Genomic DNA, 14,553 nt, shown 5'->3' on the forward strand with positions numbered 1-14,553 from the left:
GGGCTCCTCTCGGGTTAGTCCTGCCGCTCCTGTGCGGCCCGGAGCTGGTGCCTGACGGCCTTCTTGTAGTGCTGGCTGGCGCCTTCTTCGTCGCCGGCGCGGAGCTTCCTGTCGCCCTTGCTGAACTCGTCGGCGGCCTTCTCGTGGCACTCCCGCGCACGCATGTCGGGAGTGCGCGACCTGTCCTTGAACAAGCCCATGACGGGCTCCTCTCGGGTTGGGGTGGTGCGGGGTCAGGTGTTGCGGGTTAGGAGAACCAGCCGCGGCGCTTCGGGGGCTCAGGAACCATCTGCTCGGCCATGGCGTAGGCGGCTTCGTGGTCGGCCTGCGGGTCCCCGAGAGGACGCTTGCCGTCAAGCCACGCCTTCGTCTGCTCCTCCTTGATCGCCTCGGCGGCGTCACGGACTGCGTAGCGCCGGTCATGGCGTTCCTGGCTGCGGGAGCGGCGCTCGGGCTTGCCATTCGTGGCGCCGGGTGTGTCGGACTTCGGGTACTTGGGGGCGAACAAGCCCATGACGGGTCCTCTCGGGTTGGGGTGCCGGGGAGACGGGCGACTCCCCGGCGGGGCGGGTTAGAGCTCGCCGCGGCGCTCCAGCTCGCGGGCGATGTCGTTCTGGTCGGCGATGCTCCCCACGGTGTTGTGTCCGCCCTGCCGCTCCCGGCTGATCAGGCTGTACTCGTTCCGCAGGTCGTCGCTGGTGCGGTTCTTCGTCTCGGTGGCAGCGGGGGAAGGGCTGGTGCGGAATCGCATGTCGTTCTCCTCTTCGAGTGAGTGATGTGGGCCGAGCGCGCCCTGGCCTGCGTTCGAGGCGTAGGCCCGAGTTCGGCCCGGCCGGGGCTGACGGGTCAGGCGGCGGCCGGGTAGTCGAAGCCGTCGAGCTCGGCGAGCAGGTCCGGGTCGGCGTCCGCCCGGATCTGGCTCAGGCGGGCCACGTCACCGGCCTCGCGGGCCTTGGCGTAGTCGCCGAACAGGTCAGTGAGGGACAGGACGGCCGCCTCGGCGACGGTCGTGTTGGCGCGGGCCTTGCGGCCCAGCTCGGTGACGCCGAGATCGCCGGAGAACAGGTACGGAGACATGGGGGTGCCTTTCGCGTGGATCAAGCAGGAATGGGGGTCGTGCGGGGTGGTGCGCCGCGGGCGAGGACTGGGGGTCGACCCGCCCGCGGCAGCTAGGGGTTAGCGGGGGCGCTGCTCGCTGCGCCGGTTCGCCTCGGCGACCCTGCGGCTCAGCTCCTTGGCCTGGTCGTCGGTCACGACTCGTCACCCTCCTCGAACTCCGGAATGCCACGGGTGTCGAAGCCCATCGGGGAGACGGCGTTGTGCATCCGCTGGACGGCGGCCGTCAACGCGGCGGCAGCAGCAACGGCGTCCTCGCGGGCGGTCCGCATCTCCGCGACCTTGGCGTTCGCGCTGCCGCCGCCGTCGACCAGAACGCGGCCCGCCTTGTAGGCGTGCGTCACCGGGATGGTGGACTGCTGGACGGCCTGGCCCAGCATCTGCACCAAGTACGAGAGGGCGCCGAGCGCGGTGTAGGAGTCGCTCGGGTACTCCCAGCCATCCGAGGTTGAGCGGGACGTGTGGTTGAAGGCGCGGACCTGCTCGGCCGCAGCGGACAGGAACTCGGACTGCTCGCTCATGCCGCCACCGCCATCTGCTGGTTGCGGACGATGACGAGGAACCGGTCGCCGGCCAGGTCCATGACGACCTCGGCCGGGACGCCGGCCCGCTGCTGCTCGGCGGCGAACTCCTCCGCCGGCCACGAACCACGCGGGTCGCCAGCCGGGAACGATTCGAGGATCGTGCGGCGGACGAACGACGCCGAGTCGTGCGCGGCGCGGTCGGCCGGCGACTGGGACTCGGTGCTCATGCCGCCACCGCCTTGAGCTCGCGACCCATCGCACGGACCTTGGCCGCGAAGGCTTCGAGGTTGTCGGCGAACTGGTCAGCGTGCTCGGCGTCCATGTAGGAGCCTTCGCCACTGACGCCGTCCTCGACGAACAGGAACGGCCGACGCATGGCCTCGTCACTGGCGAACGGGTCCAGACCGAGACGGGCGTAGGCGAGCACGCTCGGCGTGCCGTTACGGTGCGGCGCCTCCAGATCCGCGAAGGGACCCGAGTGCCAGATGTCCTCAAGGAACTTCTGGCTGTCGCGGACGTGGTCGTTCGTGCACCACGCTTCGCACTGGATGTAGACGGTCTGACCGTCGACGAGCGCCGGGACGATGCTGCCGGTGGTGAGCGGTGCCGCCGGGCCGGCGGTCGGCTGTACGGTGGTCTTCATGCGTTGGTCTCCCTGTAGTGAGGGCGTCTGACCTAGGCCCCGCTTCGGTGTTGGTAGCACCGGGTGGGGCCGCTTTGTTGGCGTCTTGCCTGCCAACGAGCTCCACCATAGGAACATGATGTTCCCTACGTCAAGCGCTGGGCCTAGGAAGTTTCACCTTGTTCGCGTAACGTCATGTTCCATGCCGACGAATGGGACACTGACCTCTATGGACAAGCGATCACTGGAGCAGCTGGCGCAGCGATACACGGACTCCAAGGCGCGAACCGAGATTCTGCGCCTGGAACTGGCTGCCGCTATTCGGCTGGCCGACACGGACGGCGTCCCCCAGCGGGACATCTGCGAGGTCACCGGCTACACGCGCCAGCAGGTTCGCCGGATCGTGATGACCGTGGAACCCGAGGAAGACTCCCCCTCGGAGCTCTAAGGCGTCGCAAGACGTGCCGTGATCGCTCATGTCCACAGCGTGACCCGGCACCCCCGCTTCGCGCGGCGGCAAAGGCGGCGACATTGAGGCGTCAAACCGGTGTCATCCGTCGGCCTTAATGGCTACCGTTACTCACATGACGACACCAAACGCCACACTCCGGGCTGTCCGCATGGGCATGCTCCTGAGCCAGGAGGACTTCGCCCGCGTACTGAAGGATCAGGGGGCGCCGTCCCCCAGTAAGCGCCTCGTTCAGCGGTGGGAGTCCGGGGAGACGCGGCGCCCGCAGCCGCCGTACATCCGAGCCCTCGAGGCCGCAACTGGCATGCCGATAGAGCAGCTCGGCTTCGAGGCCTCCGCCAACTTCCCGCACGTCTCCGAAGACGGGGCCGGCGGCCACGACGTACAGGCGTCCCCCGAGGGTGTAGCTCCCCCGATGGCTGGCCCGGTGCCCCAGGGTTCGCCCCGCGCCAACTACTCGGGCGTCTGGCTGTCGCGCTACGAGTACTTCTCCAGCGGACGGAACCAGAGCCTCGTCGCCATGCACTACGTGTTCGTCCTGCATCGGGGAAACCGCCTCACCGTCCGCTCGCTCCCCGGCGCGTCTACGAACCCGGACTCGCCGCTCACCATGGATTTGACTGTCGATGGCAGCGTCGTCACAGGTACTTGGGTCGAGCAGACCGCGACTGACGGCTACTACCGGGGCGCCCGCTACCACGGGGCGATCCAGATGCTCGTCGAGCCGACCGGCACGCGCATGATCGGCAAGTGGGTCGGCTTCGGCAAGGACATGGACACGAACACCGGCCCGTGGGCGCTAAGGCTGCAGGACGCGTCCACCAATCAAGCCACGCTGGCGCAGTACAGCCGGAAGCCCGAGTAGTTGGCACGGCGCAGTCCTTCCGCACAGCGCGAAAGCCCCCACCGCCTGAGCAGTGGGGGCTTCTTCATGTTCTGACGATGTCTTCGCGCCAGCTGTATCCGCAGCGGATGCAGGTGCGGCGGAGATGCTCATCTACGGCTTCGCGGGTGCGCTGGTGGTGGTGGTTGTGCTCGGCCCGTCGATAGGGCACCCATTCCGTGTGGGCGCCGCGCAGGCCGCACTTGAGGCAGCGGGGATGGTCTCCGGAGAACGGCGGCAGCTTCATCACGCGGCGCTCCGCTCAGCCAGCGGCAGGTCGAGCAGGTCCGAGTGCCCGTGCTGCTGCTGGCAGTTGGGGCAGCGCAGGGATGGCGTGTCGAGGGTGAAGCCGAGCCGCTGCTGGCACGGGCAGATGACGTACACGCGGCGGGGCGGGCGTTCGCCGGTGACCTGCGCTTCGCACTGGCGCTTGACCTGGCCTATCTCGCGGGCGAATTCGTCGAAGGCGGGGTGCCGTTCGGCTGCCCACGGGAGCAGGGTGCGGAGCCGGTTGACGGCCTGGTCGCACTGCTGCTGCAGCCCGCCTTCCCATCGCGGGTGCTGGTAGCCGAGCAGCTCGTGCCAGTCGACGATCCACGTCTGGAGGATCGTCACGACCCCACCCCGGGCTATGAGGCTGAGCGGCTCCAGTCGGAGCGGGAGCGGGGCTGTGCGGCTCCCGGAGACCGCCGGCCCCCCGCTGCCGCTGCCGGGCATCAGTCGGCCGCTGAGGCGGGCGTACAGGCCGTCGTCTCCGGCGAGCGCCCTGAGGTCGCGGTCGATGCGGTCGGTGCAGGGCCGGCAGGCCTGGTGCCCGAGCTCGTCGGCATACAGGCCACGGCGGCAGATCGTGCAGGCGGGGGCAGTGACGTCGTCGTACATCGGCGGAGCTCCTGTCATGCGGGCGTGCGGTGGTTCAGGGGCGGGCGGTGCTGCTGGCGGGTGCGGGCTGCCAGTCGTAGGTCGGCTGCGGGGCGAGGACGAGGTAGGCGAAGAGGCAGGCCATCGCCATGGTGATCGCGGTCATGCGGCGCCCTCCTGATGCTCGCCGGGGATGAGTCCGCGGCGTCGGGCTTCGGCGACGGCTGCGGCGCGGCGTTCGGGGCGGGGCAGGTGGGTGACGCCGAGGCGGATGTAGCTCTCGGAGAGCCGTGCGGAGACTTGTTGCGGGGTGGTGTGGAGCCGGCGGGCGACGATGGAGATGGGCGCACCGTCCGATGAGGAGGTCAGGACTTCGGCTTGCCTGCCTGTCAGCGGCATCCGCTTGGGCCCTGGGCGCTTCTTGACGCGCCCCTTGAGGATTCCGGCCTGGACGCCGAGGAGGACGGCGTGCGGGGCGTTGAGGGCGCCTAGGCGCAGCATCATGCGGCTGGCTGCTCCCTTGGCTCCGCCGACACCGATGGACAGGTGCTCGGCCATCTCCTCGTAGGTGAATCCGTTAGCGATCAGGCGCAGTACCTCAACCTCGCGGGGGGTCAGCGTGGTCATGCGGACCTCCGGGTGCCGGTGATCGGGTCGAGTCGGCCGAGGTCGATGGCGCGGCGGCGGAGCGCGTCCTGGATGACGAACGAGGGGACTTCGCCGGCGAAGCAGTCGCGCAGCATGATCTCGGTCTCAGCGCTGATGTAGCGCGGCTGGCGGCGGCGCGACTTGGGCAGGTTCGCGGCCGGCTTCGCGGCGGTCACGACTGGCTCCCGGGGTTGGGCTGACGCCAGGCGGTTGGATCGTGTTTGTGGTCGCGGTCGGGCATGACGATCTTGTCGCCGCGACCGCCGTAACCGATGACCGAGCCGGGAATCATGTGCGGGTTGCCGCGTGACACGCCGCCGCAGGATCCGCAGTCGTCGCCCTGGTGGCGGCCGTGCTCGCACCGGTCGAGGTCGGTGACGAGGGCGGCCCAGACTCCGTCGGGGTCCTGGCTGTCGAGAGTGGGCGTGGCCGGCTGGTCGGTGCGCGCGAGGGCGTGGTCGATCTGGCCTATAGCGGCGGTGACCTTGGCGTGGAGCGGCGAGTACATGACGCGCTCGGCGCAGTGGAGAGCCGCGTTCATCTCCGCATGCCGGGCAAGGTGCGTCTCGGTTGCAGCGAGGGCGTCGCGGGCCTTCTCCAGCTCACGGCGAAGATCAGTAACGGTCGGGTCGGGCATGTGGTGCTCCTTGCGGTGGGGCGGGGCGGCGGCCGGAACCGCCGCCCCAGGGTCGGGTCAGGTACGTCGCGGCGGGTGGCAGACCGGGCAGTCGTCCGGGCCGGGCAGGTCGAGGAGTCCGTGGGCGGTTCGGGTGGCCGCACGCCAGGGCCGGTAGCCGCCTTCGTGGTCACGGAACGGAGCGAGCCACGCCATCTCGTTGGCGGCCTGGTCGAGCCAGTCGGCGAGCGGGCCGGTGTAGTGCTCGCGGTCGGGGTCGAGGTTCGTGTCGGGCTTGCGCATCTCGTCGACGGCCTGCTGGATGTGGGCCGCCGACGGCCACTTGGAGCGGGGCATCAGCCGGCCTCCTCGCCTTCCCAGAGCGGGCAGCCCTGGACCGGGAACTGGTAGTCGACCTCGGGCCCTTCGGGGTGGGTGCAGGCTTCGTCCCAGTCGTTGCAGGTGCAGTGCCGGCCCGGGTAGCAGTCCTCGCCGCGCTGTTGCGGCTGGTGGTGCTCGCAGGTGCCGCAGTTGCGGGCTGCCGCGTTCTTGAGGCAGCGGCCCATGTGCCACACGACGCGGGCAGGGTCGGCGCGGGTGTAGCGGCGGCAGTGCGGGCACTGGTGACGCTGGACGACGATCGGCGTGGGCAGGTCGACGGCGGTCATCGGCCCTCCCCCGCCTGCTGCGCCTCGTCGGCCATGCGACGGAGCGCGTCGGCAGCGTCAGTCAGGCCGGTGCCAGAGTCTCGGTGCTTGGGCAGCGCGGCGATGGCGTGGGCAGCCTCGCGCAGCACGGCGGCCCGGTCGGCGGGGGCGGGGAGGACGGCCAGCACCGCGTCGGCGATGGCGAGTACGTCGGGTTCCTCATCAAGGTCAGCGAGCGTCCCGCCTTCGTTCAGCCCACGGATCGCCTGGGCGATGCGGTTGCGGAGGTCCCGGCCGGCGGGCTGGGCCTGGGGCCCCCATCCGGCGGCGACCAGCGCGGCGACGTACCCGCGGCGGCACTTCTCGCAGTCGGGGCAGTTGCGGTCGCCGGGCTGGTCGCCGCAGTTGCCGCACTGGGCGCCCTCGTTGCTGAGGATCTGCACAGCCTGGTCTTCGATCTCGGTCATGGTCATCTCCTGGGGTTCGTGGAAGGCTGGGGCAAGCACCGCCCGGATTCGAGCCGGGCGGTGCGCTGCTGTGGTCACGGGGTGGGGTCGTACAGGCCGCAGTTGATGGCCTCGGCGACCTTCCGTGCAGCACGCATGTCGAGGCAGGGCCAGCCGTCGCCGTCCCGCTCGCAGTCGAGGCCGTCAGCAGTCGGGGAGTGGATCGTGGCCGTGTCACGCAGCCACCAGAACAGCGCCGACGCCACGTATCCGCGGCGGGTGCGGAGGATCAGCGATGCCGCTTGCAGCTCCTCGGCTGGCGTGTGCGGCGGAACCTCGGCTGCGGGCAGGGCAAAGAGCTCCTCTAGCAGGTCGGGTCGATTGCGCATGTGGTGCTCCTTCGGGTCGAGTTGGGGGTCACGGGGTGGGGTTGGCGAGGCGCAGCAAGACGGCTGCGTGGCAGTGGTCGGGCTGGCCGAGTTCGGGCAGCGGGCACCAGCAGGTGAGGTCGCGCCCGTGCAGCAGGGCGCGGAACAGGGAGCGGGTGTCTTCCTGTTCGGGCTTGCTGATCCATGACGCGTACAGCTCGGTTGCGTAGCGGCGGGCGTCAAGGCCGTCGGCGGGCCAGGTGCCGACCGGTTGGCCGTTGAGGTCCCATCGGACAATGAGTCGGCCGTCGTCGACGCGGATGAGCCGCGCGGGGTTGCCAAAGCGGGTGGGGCGGCCGACGTACACGGCGCCTTCGGGCTTCCGCCAGCCCTTGGTGCGGCGGCGCTGGATTCGGTTCGGCATCAGAGGCTCTCCAAGGTCGGTTGAAACGGCTGTAGCGGGAGTTCGGTTTGTCCTGGAATGTGCGGGACTGGCGTGGTGGTTGGGCTGGCGGGCGAGGCTCGGGCCGCTGTACGCCCGCCTAGGCGCCTCGCGCAGTGCGGGCCGACCCCGGCGGCCCGCGAGCCCTCCGAACGCAGCACGCGCCCGCACAGACGGCACCGCGGCACCTCCGACGGCTCCGGCAGCGCCACATCGACCACGCGCCGGCCGCGGATCACGGGCGGCAGATGCGGGTGGAACACCGGCGCCCACTCGGAGCACGGGCGGGGATCAACGTGCGGCATCAGGCGGCCTGCCTGAATCCCTCGGACCGCCAGCGGTAGACGCTGCGCGGGGTGACGCCGACGATCCGGGCGATCTCCTCGGCCGGCACGGCGCGTTCGGTGAGGCCACGGGCGACCATGAGCCGCTCGAGACGAGTCAGGCCGTCAACTGGCCGACGGTCGCGAACGATGAGGTCGACGTCGTACTCGTCGGCGTCGGTCCAGCAGGGGCGGATCTTGTGCCAGGTGCTCATGCGGCGACTTCCTCGGCTTCCTGGTAGCGGCGGTTGTGGACGGTGGTGCGGGCGCGCCCTTCGTCGTGGCAAGGCACAGTCGGCTCGACCTGGCAGTCGGGGCAGCAGGCCGACGCCTTCGCCCAGTCGGAGCGGCGCTGCGGGTGCGGCTCGATGAGGACCCGGCCGGTGGTACGCAGTCGGCACGGCTTGTGCGCTCCGGCTCCGCAGTGGCTGCACGGGACGGCGCGGGCGGGGTCGTGCTTCGCGCGCATCCAGTGGCGGAGGTTGTCGGGCATCGGGGCACCGGCGTGCAGGGTCATCGGGTCTCCTCAGTGGCGGACTGATCAGTAACTTCGCGCTCGTCGCAGGCGGACCACGGGACGGGGTCGTTGTGGTCGTAGGAGCACTCGGGGCAGTGGTCGCCCATCGGCGCGTCCAGGCAGATCACGACGTCCTGCGGGCTACCGGTGTGCCGGTCGCTCCATTCGTCCCACTCGGGGCTGGTGTCGTCCTCCGGCTCCGGCCCGTGCGGGCAGTGCTCGCTGCCCGCCTCCCAGAACCAGGGCTCCGGCTTGTGGTCCGTCATCGGTTCTCCTCAGGGCAGTTGCCGCAGTCGCAGGGCTGGTCGGGGAAGTGCTCGGTGTTGCGGTAGTGCCGGACGGCCGCGTCCCACACGTGGGCGGGGATCTGCCGTTCGGGCGGCGGGCCCGGCGGCGACGTCCCCGGCGGCCAGGCGCCAGGCTTGTGGCCGGGCGGCTTCAACACCGGCTTCGACTTGGGCTGTTCGCGGCGGGCGCGACCGTTGGCGATCTGCTGCCGCATGAACGCCCGCAGGTCCGCGCCGCCGTTCTCGGACCGCATCGCCTTGATGTCGTCGATCTCCGGCTCGAAGTCGTTCACGACGCCTCCTCGCCCTGCTCGCGGGCCAGGTGCCGGGCAGATGCTGCACGCCGCCGCTCGACCTCGGCAGCCTCGGCGGCCGGGTCGCTGGCGTCTCCGCTGCGGGCGCCGTGGGGGGCGCGCTCCTTGCCACCGGGCATCCGGCACGGGCGGCCTATCGCCGCACTGCACTTGGGGCACTCGACCCCGAGCGGGCCAGGCCGGCGGACCGGCTTCTGCTCGTCGGGGATCTCGCGTCCGACGCCGGCAAGTAGCTGGGCGATCGGCCGCGGCTTCATCTCCAGACCGTCTGCGGCGCGGGTTCGCTGGCCACGAAGCGCCGACAGGTAGGCCTGTACGTCGTCCGGGTCCGCGTCGGGGATCGCCGCGGACAGGCCAGGCCCCTGGAAGCCGTCAGCGCGATCGTCACGCTGCTTGCGAATCTCGGCGATGATCTCGGCCGGGCTGACGAACGGCTGCTTACGAGCCACAGCAGCGGCAGCAGTGCGGGCGTCAGCGAGACGGAAGTCGGCCAGGACGTCGTGCCACGCGTCGGGGGTGAACTCGTCGAACTTCTGGCCGGGACACAGGGCGCGCACGTAGCGGGCCAGGACCACGACTTCGTCGGGGGTCATCAATCCTCCTGGTTCATGCGGGACTTGGCGCGCTGCATGGCGCGGTCGAACAGGTCGTTGGTCTCCTGCTGCTGGCGGGTGGGGAAGGAGTCACCGACGGCGGCGGGGAGATAGCTGACGCCGTCCTGCTGCTCTGGGGCTTCGAGGGAGCGCCAGCCCTGAAGCCAGGCGGAGGCTCCGGCCGGCTTGCCCTTGAGGCGGGCGGAGCTGACGGCGTAGGTGACCATCGCGCTCACGCCGACGCGGTTGATGGCTTGGCGGGCGTACTCGGTGCCGGAGTCTCGGAGGTCCCAGGCGATGCCTGTGAGGCCGGCGTTGGCGATGCCGCGCTTCAGTTCGGCGAGAGGGTCCGGGAGGCCGCCTGATCGCTGCTCGCTAGCAGCACCAGTACTTCCGTAGGAAGTACTGGGGTAAGGAGTGGCACCGGCATGGATACCCGTGACGGAAGCGTCACGCCGTGACTCACCCTCCTGACCTGCATCTCCTTCTGAACTTTGAGATTTTTCAAAAGCACTTTCACTTTTTTTCGAGGAACTTTCATCGTGAAAGTTCTTTTTTTGGGCCGCGTTTTGGTCGCCGTTCTCGTCTCCGCGGGCCCCCTCGCGGTGCTTCGCTTGGCGGTCGCGGGCCTTCTTCCGCTCGGCTTCGTGACGGGCTCGTGAGGTGTTGCGGCCGTCGTCGAGGAAGTCGTGGAAGACGTAGTCGCCGGGGGCCGGGTTGGGGCAGTCGCTGCGGCAGTCGTGGCCGTGCTCGTGCCACAGGCCGGCCTTGACGAGCTTGGCCGCCTGGGGCTTGGTGCCGTACAGCTCGACCACAACGCCGGGCACGATGCCGTCGGTCAGGTGCTGCGCGGCGTAGGCACCGCAGCGCAGCCACAGACCGAGCGCAGCGTTCCCAGCCTTGATCAGCTTCGGATGGGAGTGAGCCTTGTCGTCGATCCTGAACCAGGGCATCGGAGCTTCCTTCGGGCGGCAGTACGGATAAGGCGGGTTGCGGTGCGGTCAGCCGCGGGGCACGGTCACGCCGCGGTTTCCTTCTGGCTGCCGGTGAGCCGGTAGCGGCGGTCGGCGGCTGCGTTGGCGGCGCGGCAGGCGTCGCACGGGGTCTCGCCGTTCTTGAGGTGCCGGCGGTACATGCGGGGCTCGCCGCACTTCGGCTCGGCGGGCAGGCTGTACACGCGCGGTACGGGCGAACGGCCGGGCTTCCAGTCGTTCCTCTTCCAGCCCTCGACGGTGGTGCGGTCGGAGCCGATGCGCTTTCCGATGGCGGTGAAGTCGAAGCCGCGGGCATCGAGGATCCGTGCCGCGTACCGCTTCTCATCGGCGGTGAGCTTCACCGGTTCGCCGTTGAGTGCCTTCTCGATGGCGATCAGGTCGAGGTCGCCGTCGTAGGTGGCGGTGGTGGATGCGTAGAGGCGCTCTCGCTGGGCGGCGCCGACACGGTGCCCGTTCATGCCGCCACCTGCTTGCGGTCGCGCTTCTGGCCGGTGCGCCAGTCCTGGACGATCTGCCGGACGGTGGAGATGGAGACCTCGCCGTTGAGCCGGGCGAGGATCTGCTCGGGGGTGTCGCCGTGCCAGGCGAAGTGGATGATCTCCTCGCGGCGGAGAGCGGCCCGCTCGTGAAAGTTGAGCGAGAGCGGGTCGTCGATGTCCTGCCAGGCGTCGGGCCCGCTCCAGCCCTGAGAGGCCGCGAAGCCGCGAGTCACCACCGACGGGCCTTCGGTGTGGCTCCAGCGGTCGTAGACGTCGGCGATGCGGGCGGCGAAGTCCTTGCTGGTGACTCGCCCCTGCATGCGGCTGATGCGGCGGATCGCCGAGTAGCTGATGCCGGTCTCGATGGCGACTGAGAACATCGTGTGCCCGAGAGTGGCGAGGGCCCGGATGCGCCGACCGGGGCCGATGACGTTGACCCAGTAGCCGGGGCATTCGGTGTCGAAGTCGGGGTCAAAGGCGAGGATGGTCCGCTCGACCTTGGGCGTGCAGTACTTCTGCCAGCCGCCGATCAGTCCACCGATGGTGCTGATGGGCAGGTCGGCCTCGTGGGCGATGCCGGCTCGGGTCCAGCCCTCGCCGATCAGCTTGCGGAGGTGTTCGGCCGCCTTCGTGCCGTCGATGCGCTGCGGCCCTTCGCGGTGGCGGCGTAGGTCGGCGGCCTTGCAGTAGCGCTTGTTTGCCTCGACGCATTCGGGGCGTCGGCAGCCGCGGAGGTAGCAGCGGCGTTCGCCGTGCTGCCGTGGCGTCTTGGTCGCGGTCGTCATGACTGCTGTCCCTCCTGTCGGTGCTGGTCGATGGCCTCAAGGAGCCGGTCGAGTGCGTCGGATCCGTGGTAGGCGAGGTAGGCGTCGAGGAGCAGGTCGGAGTCGCTGCCGGGCTTGGTCTCGATGAGGGGCGGGTTGGTGCGGAGGATTGCGGCGACGGTGGCCTGGGCCCGTCGGATGTGGAGGGCGAAGAAGATCGCTCCGGCGATGGCGGCGAGGCCCGCGGCGACAGCCCAGTTCGGGTTCACGCGGCTGCCCTCCTGGCCGCGGCGGTGCCCTTCCAGGTGCGGACGCCGCTGTGGTGGGCGGTGGGCCGGTTGCTGCAGGCCCAGCTGACCTTGCGGATGTAACCCTCGTCCTTGAGGAGCGTCATGAGCCGTCCCCAGTGGGCTTGCGGGTTGGGCGGGTTGGGCAGGTCGTGCTGGTCGGCGATCTCGTAGGTGGTGAAGGTGCGGCCGGTCGCCGCGGCGGCTATGAACTTGGGCCAGACTTCGGCGAGCCAGGTTTCGTAGTCCTCGGCCTGCCGCTGCGCCGCGGTCGTGCGCGGGGCGGGGATGCTGCCGTCGAGAGCGGGCTGCACGGTGATGGTCATGCGTGGTCTCCTTGGTGGGCGGGCTCCCGCCTGATTGCGGCGGGCGGGAGCCCGAACTGCGTTGCGTGGCGCGGTAGTTCTTTCTTACGGGTGGCCACTGACAAGTTGAATGTTGAACTTGGTTTCACGATCTTGTTTGGTGCCGCTCTCACAGCTCAGCGGCCACGCCAGACCACGCAGCGGACGTTTCACGCGGTCGGCTAGTCGACGAGTTCGCCCTCGATTGGGCCCTCGTCGTCGGGGTCGTGCTGCGGTGCGGGGGCGGGCTCGGGTACGGCGATGCGGGTGGCCGGCCCGTCAACGGCGGCATCGTGCTCGGCACGGAGCTGCTCGCGGCGCCACTCGGTCGAGGACGGGACCCAGGGCTCGAGGCGCTTGGCGACGGTCTTGAGGACCATCGACTCTTCCCACTTCACCCACGGCGAGTCGGATCGGCTGCTGCCCTTCGACTCCTTCTTGACCTTGTCGATGTAGGCGCGGTTGATGACGACGACCTTCGACGTGGAGCCGTCGGCGAAGACGCCGTAGGCGTAGGCGCCGACGATGGGGCCGCGGTCGCCGAAGTAGTCCGGCTTGTGCTCGGGCCGGTCCATGTCGGGGCTGTACTTGAAGTGGTCGTTCTGGTGGACGACTTCGGCCTTGACCGCCTTGACGGCGCCGGCCCGGTAGATGCGCTCGACGACGCCGCGGTAGCCCTCGATGCCCTGGACCTCGTTGCCGAACGGGACGAGGTAGAAGCTCTCGGTGCCGGGTTCGTGTCCGAGGCGGGCGCACTCCTGGAGGGCGGTCATGAGGCTGCCCGGGTTGCGGGTCGCGGTCTGCATGAGCTGCTGGTTGGAGCGGAGTGCGCCGTAGGCGAGCCGCATCCACGTCTCGCCCTTGACGTGGGAGGGGAGGACGAGGGTGAGGTCGTCTTTGTGCTGGCGCACGACGGCTTCGGCGTTGTTGTCGCGGGTGGCGATGGCGTTGCTGATCTGGCTCATGCGGCGGCGTCCTTGCTGCTGTAGGGGCTGAGGCTGTACGTCTTGCCGTCGCGGACGGTGCGGTAGGCGATGCGGCGGCCGGCGGCGACGGCCCGCTTGCCGGTGCCGATGTGGTCGAGGAGGACGCCTTTCGCGGCGGTCAGCTCGGTTTTGACGGTCGCCATCTGCTGCTGGGCGATCTCGTAGCGGGCGGCGTCTTCGAGGGGGATCTCGACGTCGACGTCCTCGAGGCCGTCGGGCTGGACGCGGATGGTCTGGTACGTGGCGTCGGCGCCGTCGATGGGCGGGCGTTCACCGCGGCGGACGGTGTCGAGGAACTTCTCGGCTGCCTCGCGCATGGCCTTGGCGTCGGCCTCGTCGTACTCGACGAGGTACTCGCGGTAGTCCCAGCCGCCGATCAGGACGGCGAGGTGCGCGGGTGCGGTGAGGCCGAGGGTGTCCTGCTGCCACAGGATCTGGCAGCGGTAGTGGACGGGGAACTCGTCGCTTCCGGACGGGCCCCAGTCGTCGCCGAACGGGGACGTCTTCACCTCGAGGAGGCCGGCCGCCTTGTCGGGAACGGTGAACGGGTCCTCGGCCGCCGGATACAGGAGGCGGTCCGGGGTGGCGCGCTGCCAGTCCCGCTCAACGTTCCGCCAGGTGCCGGCCGGACCCGCGACGTAACCGGGGTGCTCTTCCTCCCACTTGAGGGCGACGGCGTCCTCGAGGCGATTGCCCCACTCAATGGCGGGGTTCATCTCGAAGGGCGGCGTGGGGAGTCCGGCCTTCTTGTGCCAGAGGCTGAACGGGGACTGCCACGGGGACAGGCCGAGGACGGCGGCGATCTCGGTCGCGGTGATGGCGAGCCCGTTGCGGGCCTCGTCCCACGCCGCGGTGCCGGGGGTGAAGTGCCCCAGCAACACCCCGGACGGGGCGGCATAAGGGTGGTCTGTGGTGCTCATGAGTCCTCGTTTCTGGGTGTGCTGAGGGAGAGCCGCCGCCGCGCCAGGGGGTGTCAGGGCGGCGGCCCTGGTGCCGCGGAGCCCTGGGGGTGGGCTCGACGC

General features: G+C 69.9%; 32 protein-coding genes. 2 read left to right on the forward strand and 30 right to left on the reverse strand.

The annotated features are described in order from the left end of the window. Positions 1-14: 14 nt before the first annotated feature. The 7 genes from ACY0PA_RS14530 to ACY0PA_RS14560 all read right to left on the reverse strand — a co-directional run bounded on the left by ACY0PA_RS14530 (position 15) and on the right by ACY0PA_RS14560 (position 2,283). Positions 15-200 carry a hypothetical protein gene (locus tag ACY0PA_RS14530; RefSeq protein WP_473085021.1) on the reverse strand — a complete coding sequence of 62 codons (186 nt, stop codon included), beginning with the start codon at positions 198-200 and terminating at the stop codon, positions 15-17. A gap of 47 nt (positions 201-247) precedes the next feature. After that, positions 248-514 (reverse strand): hypothetical protein, encoded by a 267-nt coding sequence (locus ACY0PA_RS14535; RefSeq protein ID WP_473085022.1) that lies wholly within the window; start codon positions 512-514, stop codon positions 248-250. Positions 515-571: 57 nt separating this feature from the next. Beyond that, positions 572-751: a hypothetical protein gene (locus ACY0PA_RS14540; RefSeq protein WP_473085023.1), complete on the reverse strand. Its 180-nt coding sequence runs from the start codon at positions 749-751 to the stop codon at positions 572-574. Between the two features lie 95 nt (positions 752-846). Continuing rightward, positions 847-1,077, reverse strand: coding sequence for a hypothetical protein (locus tag ACY0PA_RS14545; protein ID WP_473085024.1), 231 nt, complete (start codon positions 1,075-1,077; stop codon positions 847-849). Between the two features lie 173 nt (positions 1,078-1,250). Then, positions 1,251-1,637: a hypothetical protein gene (locus ACY0PA_RS14550; RefSeq protein WP_473085025.1), complete on the reverse strand. Its 387-nt coding sequence runs from the start codon at positions 1,635-1,637 to the stop codon at positions 1,251-1,253. Further along, on the reverse strand, positions 1,634-1,867 hold the full coding sequence (locus ACY0PA_RS14555) for a hypothetical protein (protein ID WP_473086648.1): 234 nt from the start codon (positions 1,865-1,867) through the stop codon (positions 1,634-1,636). Before ACY0PA_RS14555 ends, ACY0PA_RS14550 begins: the two co-directional genes overlap by 4 nt. Next, positions 1,864-2,283, reverse strand: a complete 420-nt coding sequence (locus tag ACY0PA_RS14560; protein ID WP_473085026.1) for a DUF6907 domain-containing protein — start codon at positions 2,281-2,283, stop codon at positions 1,864-1,866. Before ACY0PA_RS14560 ends, ACY0PA_RS14555 begins: the two co-directional genes overlap by 4 nt. Before the next feature lie 208 nt (positions 2,284-2,491). Between ACY0PA_RS14560 and ACY0PA_RS14565 the strand changes: the two genes are divergently transcribed. Continuing rightward, the gene (locus ACY0PA_RS14565; RefSeq protein WP_473085027.1) at positions 2,492-2,710 is read left to right on the forward strand and encodes a hypothetical protein; all 219 of its coding nucleotides are present in this window, start codon (positions 2,492-2,494) and stop codon (positions 2,708-2,710) included. A gap of 136 nt (positions 2,711-2,846) precedes the next feature. Further along, entirely contained in the window at positions 2,847-3,596 is a 750-nt protein-coding gene (locus ACY0PA_RS14570; RefSeq protein ID WP_473085028.1) for a helix-turn-helix domain-containing protein, read from the forward strand. 64 nt (positions 3,597-3,660) lie between these two features. Here the strand turns inward: ACY0PA_RS14570 and ACY0PA_RS14575 are convergent, their stop codons facing one another. The 23 genes from ACY0PA_RS14575 to ACY0PA_RS14685 form a co-directional block, all read right to left on the reverse strand. Further along, on the reverse strand, positions 3,661-3,864 hold the full coding sequence (locus tag ACY0PA_RS14575; protein WP_473085029.1) for a hypothetical protein: 204 nt from the start codon (positions 3,862-3,864) through the stop codon (positions 3,661-3,663). Further along, on the reverse strand, positions 3,861-4,496 hold the full coding sequence (locus ACY0PA_RS14580) for a hypothetical protein (protein ID WP_473085030.1): 636 nt from the start codon (positions 4,494-4,496) through the stop codon (positions 3,861-3,863). The genes ACY0PA_RS14575 and ACY0PA_RS14580 overlap by 4 nt, the downstream gene beginning before the upstream one ends. 141 nt (positions 4,497-4,637) lie before the next feature. Next, positions 4,638-5,102 carry a response regulator transcription factor gene (locus tag ACY0PA_RS14585; RefSeq protein WP_473085031.1) on the reverse strand — a complete coding sequence of 155 codons (465 nt, stop codon included), beginning with the start codon at positions 5,100-5,102 and terminating at the stop codon, positions 4,638-4,640. After that, entirely contained in the window at positions 5,099-5,299 is a 201-nt protein-coding gene (locus ACY0PA_RS14590; protein ID WP_473085032.1) for a hypothetical protein, read from the reverse strand. Before ACY0PA_RS14590 ends, ACY0PA_RS14585 begins: the two co-directional genes overlap by 4 nt. Further along, positions 5,296-5,760, reverse strand: a complete 465-nt coding sequence (locus ACY0PA_RS14595) for a hypothetical protein (RefSeq protein ID WP_473085033.1) — start codon at positions 5,758-5,760, stop codon at positions 5,296-5,298. The genes ACY0PA_RS14590 and ACY0PA_RS14595 overlap by 4 nt, the downstream gene beginning before the upstream one ends. A gap of 57 nt (positions 5,761-5,817) precedes the next feature. Then, on the reverse strand, positions 5,818-6,096 hold the full coding sequence (locus tag ACY0PA_RS14600) for a hypothetical protein (protein ID WP_473085034.1): 279 nt from the start codon (positions 6,094-6,096) through the stop codon (positions 5,818-5,820). After that, positions 6,096-6,407, reverse strand: coding sequence for a hypothetical protein (locus tag ACY0PA_RS14605; protein ID WP_473085035.1), 312 nt, complete (start codon positions 6,405-6,407; stop codon positions 6,096-6,098). Before ACY0PA_RS14605 ends, ACY0PA_RS14600 begins: the two co-directional genes overlap by 1 nt. After that, complete coding sequence (locus tag ACY0PA_RS14610; protein ID WP_473085036.1) at positions 6,404-6,853, reverse strand: hypothetical protein; 450 nt, start codon at positions 6,851-6,853, stop codon at positions 6,404-6,406. The genes ACY0PA_RS14605 and ACY0PA_RS14610 overlap by 4 nt, the downstream gene beginning before the upstream one ends. A gap of 74 nt (positions 6,854-6,927) precedes the next feature. After that, positions 6,928-7,221 (reverse strand): hypothetical protein, encoded by a 294-nt coding sequence (locus ACY0PA_RS14615; protein ID WP_473085037.1) that lies wholly within the window; start codon positions 7,219-7,221, stop codon positions 6,928-6,930. A gap of 28 nt (positions 7,222-7,249) precedes the next feature. Next, the gene (locus tag ACY0PA_RS14620) at positions 7,250-7,624 is read right to left on the reverse strand and encodes a DUF4326 domain-containing protein (RefSeq protein WP_473085038.1); all 375 of its coding nucleotides are present in this window, start codon (positions 7,622-7,624) and stop codon (positions 7,250-7,252) included. Beyond that, on the reverse strand, positions 7,624-7,947 hold the full coding sequence (locus tag ACY0PA_RS14625) for a DUF6011 domain-containing protein (protein WP_473085039.1): 324 nt from the start codon (positions 7,945-7,947) through the stop codon (positions 7,624-7,626). The genes ACY0PA_RS14620 and ACY0PA_RS14625 overlap by 1 nt, the downstream gene beginning before the upstream one ends. Further along, on the reverse strand, positions 7,947-8,180 hold the full coding sequence (locus ACY0PA_RS14630; protein WP_473085040.1) for a helix-turn-helix domain-containing protein: 234 nt from the start codon (positions 8,178-8,180) through the stop codon (positions 7,947-7,949). Before ACY0PA_RS14630 ends, ACY0PA_RS14625 begins: the two co-directional genes overlap by 1 nt. Then, complete coding sequence (locus tag ACY0PA_RS14635) at positions 8,177-8,482, reverse strand: zinc finger domain-containing protein (protein WP_473085041.1); 306 nt, start codon at positions 8,480-8,482, stop codon at positions 8,177-8,179. The genes ACY0PA_RS14630 and ACY0PA_RS14635 overlap by 4 nt, the downstream gene beginning before the upstream one ends. Beyond that, positions 8,479-8,748, reverse strand: a complete 270-nt coding sequence (locus ACY0PA_RS14640; RefSeq protein WP_473085042.1) for a hypothetical protein — start codon at positions 8,746-8,748, stop codon at positions 8,479-8,481. Before ACY0PA_RS14640 ends, ACY0PA_RS14635 begins: the two co-directional genes overlap by 4 nt. Continuing rightward, a complete protein-coding gene (locus ACY0PA_RS14645; RefSeq protein ID WP_473085043.1) occupies positions 8,745-9,062 on the reverse strand; it encodes a hypothetical protein in 318 nt (105 codons plus the stop codon). The genes ACY0PA_RS14640 and ACY0PA_RS14645 overlap by 4 nt, the downstream gene beginning before the upstream one ends. Further along, positions 9,059-9,676, reverse strand: coding sequence for a zinc finger domain-containing protein (locus tag ACY0PA_RS14650; protein WP_473085044.1), 618 nt, complete (start codon positions 9,674-9,676; stop codon positions 9,059-9,061). Before ACY0PA_RS14650 ends, ACY0PA_RS14645 begins: the two co-directional genes overlap by 4 nt. Further along, positions 9,676-10,629 (reverse strand): hypothetical protein, encoded by a 954-nt coding sequence (locus ACY0PA_RS14655; protein WP_473085045.1) that lies wholly within the window; start codon positions 10,627-10,629, stop codon positions 9,676-9,678. Before ACY0PA_RS14655 ends, ACY0PA_RS14650 begins: the two co-directional genes overlap by 1 nt. A gap of 65 nt (positions 10,630-10,694) precedes the next feature. Continuing rightward, complete coding sequence (locus tag ACY0PA_RS14660) at positions 10,695-11,129, reverse strand: hypothetical protein (protein WP_473085046.1); 435 nt, start codon at positions 11,127-11,129, stop codon at positions 10,695-10,697. Further along, positions 11,126-11,935, reverse strand: a complete 810-nt coding sequence (locus ACY0PA_RS14665; protein WP_473085047.1) for a hypothetical protein — start codon at positions 11,933-11,935, stop codon at positions 11,126-11,128. The genes ACY0PA_RS14660 and ACY0PA_RS14665 overlap by 4 nt, the downstream gene beginning before the upstream one ends. Next, positions 11,932-12,183: a hypothetical protein gene (locus ACY0PA_RS14670; RefSeq protein WP_473085048.1), complete on the reverse strand. Its 252-nt coding sequence runs from the start codon at positions 12,181-12,183 to the stop codon at positions 11,932-11,934. Before ACY0PA_RS14670 ends, ACY0PA_RS14665 begins: the two co-directional genes overlap by 4 nt. After that, entirely contained in the window at positions 12,180-12,527 is a 348-nt protein-coding gene (locus ACY0PA_RS14675) for a hypothetical protein (protein ID WP_473085049.1), read from the reverse strand. The genes ACY0PA_RS14670 and ACY0PA_RS14675 overlap by 4 nt, the downstream gene beginning before the upstream one ends. 200 nt (positions 12,528-12,727) lie before the next feature. Further along, positions 12,728-13,510, reverse strand: a complete 783-nt coding sequence (locus ACY0PA_RS14680) for a recombinase RecT (protein ID WP_473085050.1) — start codon at positions 13,508-13,510, stop codon at positions 12,728-12,730. Beyond that, entirely contained in the window at positions 13,507-14,451 is a 945-nt protein-coding gene (locus ACY0PA_RS14685) for a YqaJ viral recombinase family nuclease (protein ID WP_473085051.1), read from the reverse strand. Before ACY0PA_RS14685 ends, ACY0PA_RS14680 begins: the two co-directional genes overlap by 4 nt. Positions 14,452-14,553: the final 102 nt, after the last annotated feature.

The sequence above is a fragment of the Streptomyces sp. DS1-CR2 genome, from assembly GCF_055760475.1.

Coding starts and splice junctions, on each gene's coding strand:
- ACY0PA_RS14530 (WP_473085021.1), bottom strand. CDS start 200: ATGGGCTTGTTCAAGGACAGGTCGCGCACTCCCGACATGCGTGCGCGG.
- ACY0PA_RS14535 (WP_473085022.1), bottom strand. CDS start 514: ATGGGCTTGTTCGCCCCCAAGTACCCGAAGTCCGACACACCCGGCGCC.
- ACY0PA_RS14540 (WP_473085023.1), bottom strand. CDS start 751: ATGCGATTCCGCACCAGCCCTTCCCCCGCTGCCACCGAGACGAAGAAC.
- ACY0PA_RS14545 (WP_473085024.1), bottom strand. CDS start 1,077: ATGTCTCCGTACCTGTTCTCCGGCGATCTCGGCGTCACCGAGCTGGGC.
- ACY0PA_RS14550 (WP_473085025.1), bottom strand. CDS start 1,637: ATGAGCGAGCAGTCCGAGTTCCTGTCCGCTGCGGCCGAGCAGGTCCGC.
- ACY0PA_RS14555 (WP_473086648.1), bottom strand. CDS start 1,867: ATGAGCACCGAGTCCCAGTCGCCGGCCGACCGCGCCGCGCACGACTCG.
- ACY0PA_RS14560 (WP_473085026.1), bottom strand. CDS start 2,283: ATGAAGACCACCGTACAGCCGACCGCCGGCCCGGCGGCACCGCTCACC.
- ACY0PA_RS14565 (WP_473085027.1), top strand. CDS start 2,492: ATGGACAAGCGATCACTGGAGCAGCTGGCGCAGCGATACACGGACTCC.
- ACY0PA_RS14570 (WP_473085028.1), top strand. CDS start 2,847: ATGACGACACCAAACGCCACACTCCGGGCTGTCCGCATGGGCATGCTC.
- ACY0PA_RS14580 (WP_473085030.1), bottom strand. CDS start 4,496: ATGTACGACGACGTCACTGCCCCCGCCTGCACGATCTGCCGCCGTGGC.
- ACY0PA_RS14585 (WP_473085031.1), bottom strand. CDS start 5,102: ATGACCACGCTGACCCCCCGCGAGGTTGAGGTACTGCGCCTGATCGCT.
- ACY0PA_RS14595 (WP_473085033.1), bottom strand. CDS start 5,760: ATGCCCGACCCGACCGTTACTGATCTTCGCCGTGAGCTGGAGAAGGCC.
- ACY0PA_RS14600 (WP_473085034.1), bottom strand. CDS start 6,096: ATGCCCCGCTCCAAGTGGCCGTCGGCGGCCCACATCCAGCAGGCCGTC.
- ACY0PA_RS14605 (WP_473085035.1), bottom strand. CDS start 6,407: ATGACCGCCGTCGACCTGCCCACGCCGATCGTCGTCCAGCGTCACCAG.
- ACY0PA_RS14610 (WP_473085036.1), bottom strand. CDS start 6,853: ATGACCGAGATCGAAGACCAGGCTGTGCAGATCCTCAGCAACGAGGGC.
- ACY0PA_RS14615 (WP_473085037.1), bottom strand. CDS start 7,221: ATGCGCAATCGACCCGACCTGCTAGAGGAGCTCTTTGCCCTGCCCGCA.
- ACY0PA_RS14620 (WP_473085038.1), bottom strand. CDS start 7,624: ATGCCGAACCGAATCCAGCGCCGCCGCACCAAGGGCTGGCGGAAGCCC.
- ACY0PA_RS14625 (WP_473085039.1), bottom strand. CDS start 7,947: ATGCCGCACGTTGATCCCCGCCCGTGCTCCGAGTGGGCGCCGGTGTTC.
- ACY0PA_RS14630 (WP_473085040.1), bottom strand. CDS start 8,180: ATGAGCACCTGGCACAAGATCCGCCCCTGCTGGACCGACGCCGACGAG.
- ACY0PA_RS14635 (WP_473085041.1), bottom strand. CDS start 8,482: ATGACCCTGCACGCCGGTGCCCCGATGCCCGACAACCTCCGCCACTGG.
- ACY0PA_RS14640 (WP_473085042.1), bottom strand. CDS start 8,748: ATGACGGACCACAAGCCGGAGCCCTGGTTCTGGGAGGCGGGCAGCGAG.
- ACY0PA_RS14650 (WP_473085044.1), bottom strand. CDS start 9,676: ATGACCCCCGACGAAGTCGTGGTCCTGGCCCGCTACGTGCGCGCCCTG.
- ACY0PA_RS14655 (WP_473085045.1), bottom strand. CDS start 10,629: ATGCCCTGGTTCAGGATCGACGACAAGGCTCACTCCCATCCGAAGCTG.
- ACY0PA_RS14660 (WP_473085046.1), bottom strand. CDS start 11,129: ATGAACGGGCACCGTGTCGGCGCCGCCCAGCGAGAGCGCCTCTACGCA.
- ACY0PA_RS14665 (WP_473085047.1), bottom strand. CDS start 11,935: ATGACGACCGCGACCAAGACGCCACGGCAGCACGGCGAACGCCGCTGC.
- ACY0PA_RS14675 (WP_473085049.1), bottom strand. CDS start 12,527: ATGACCATCACCGTGCAGCCCGCTCTCGACGGCAGCATCCCCGCCCCG.
- ACY0PA_RS14680 (WP_473085050.1), bottom strand. CDS start 13,510: ATGAGCCAGATCAGCAACGCCATCGCCACCCGCGACAACAACGCCGAA.
- ACY0PA_RS14685 (WP_473085051.1), bottom strand. CDS start 14,451: ATGAGCACCACAGACCACCCTTATGCCGCCCCGTCCGGGGTGTTGCTG.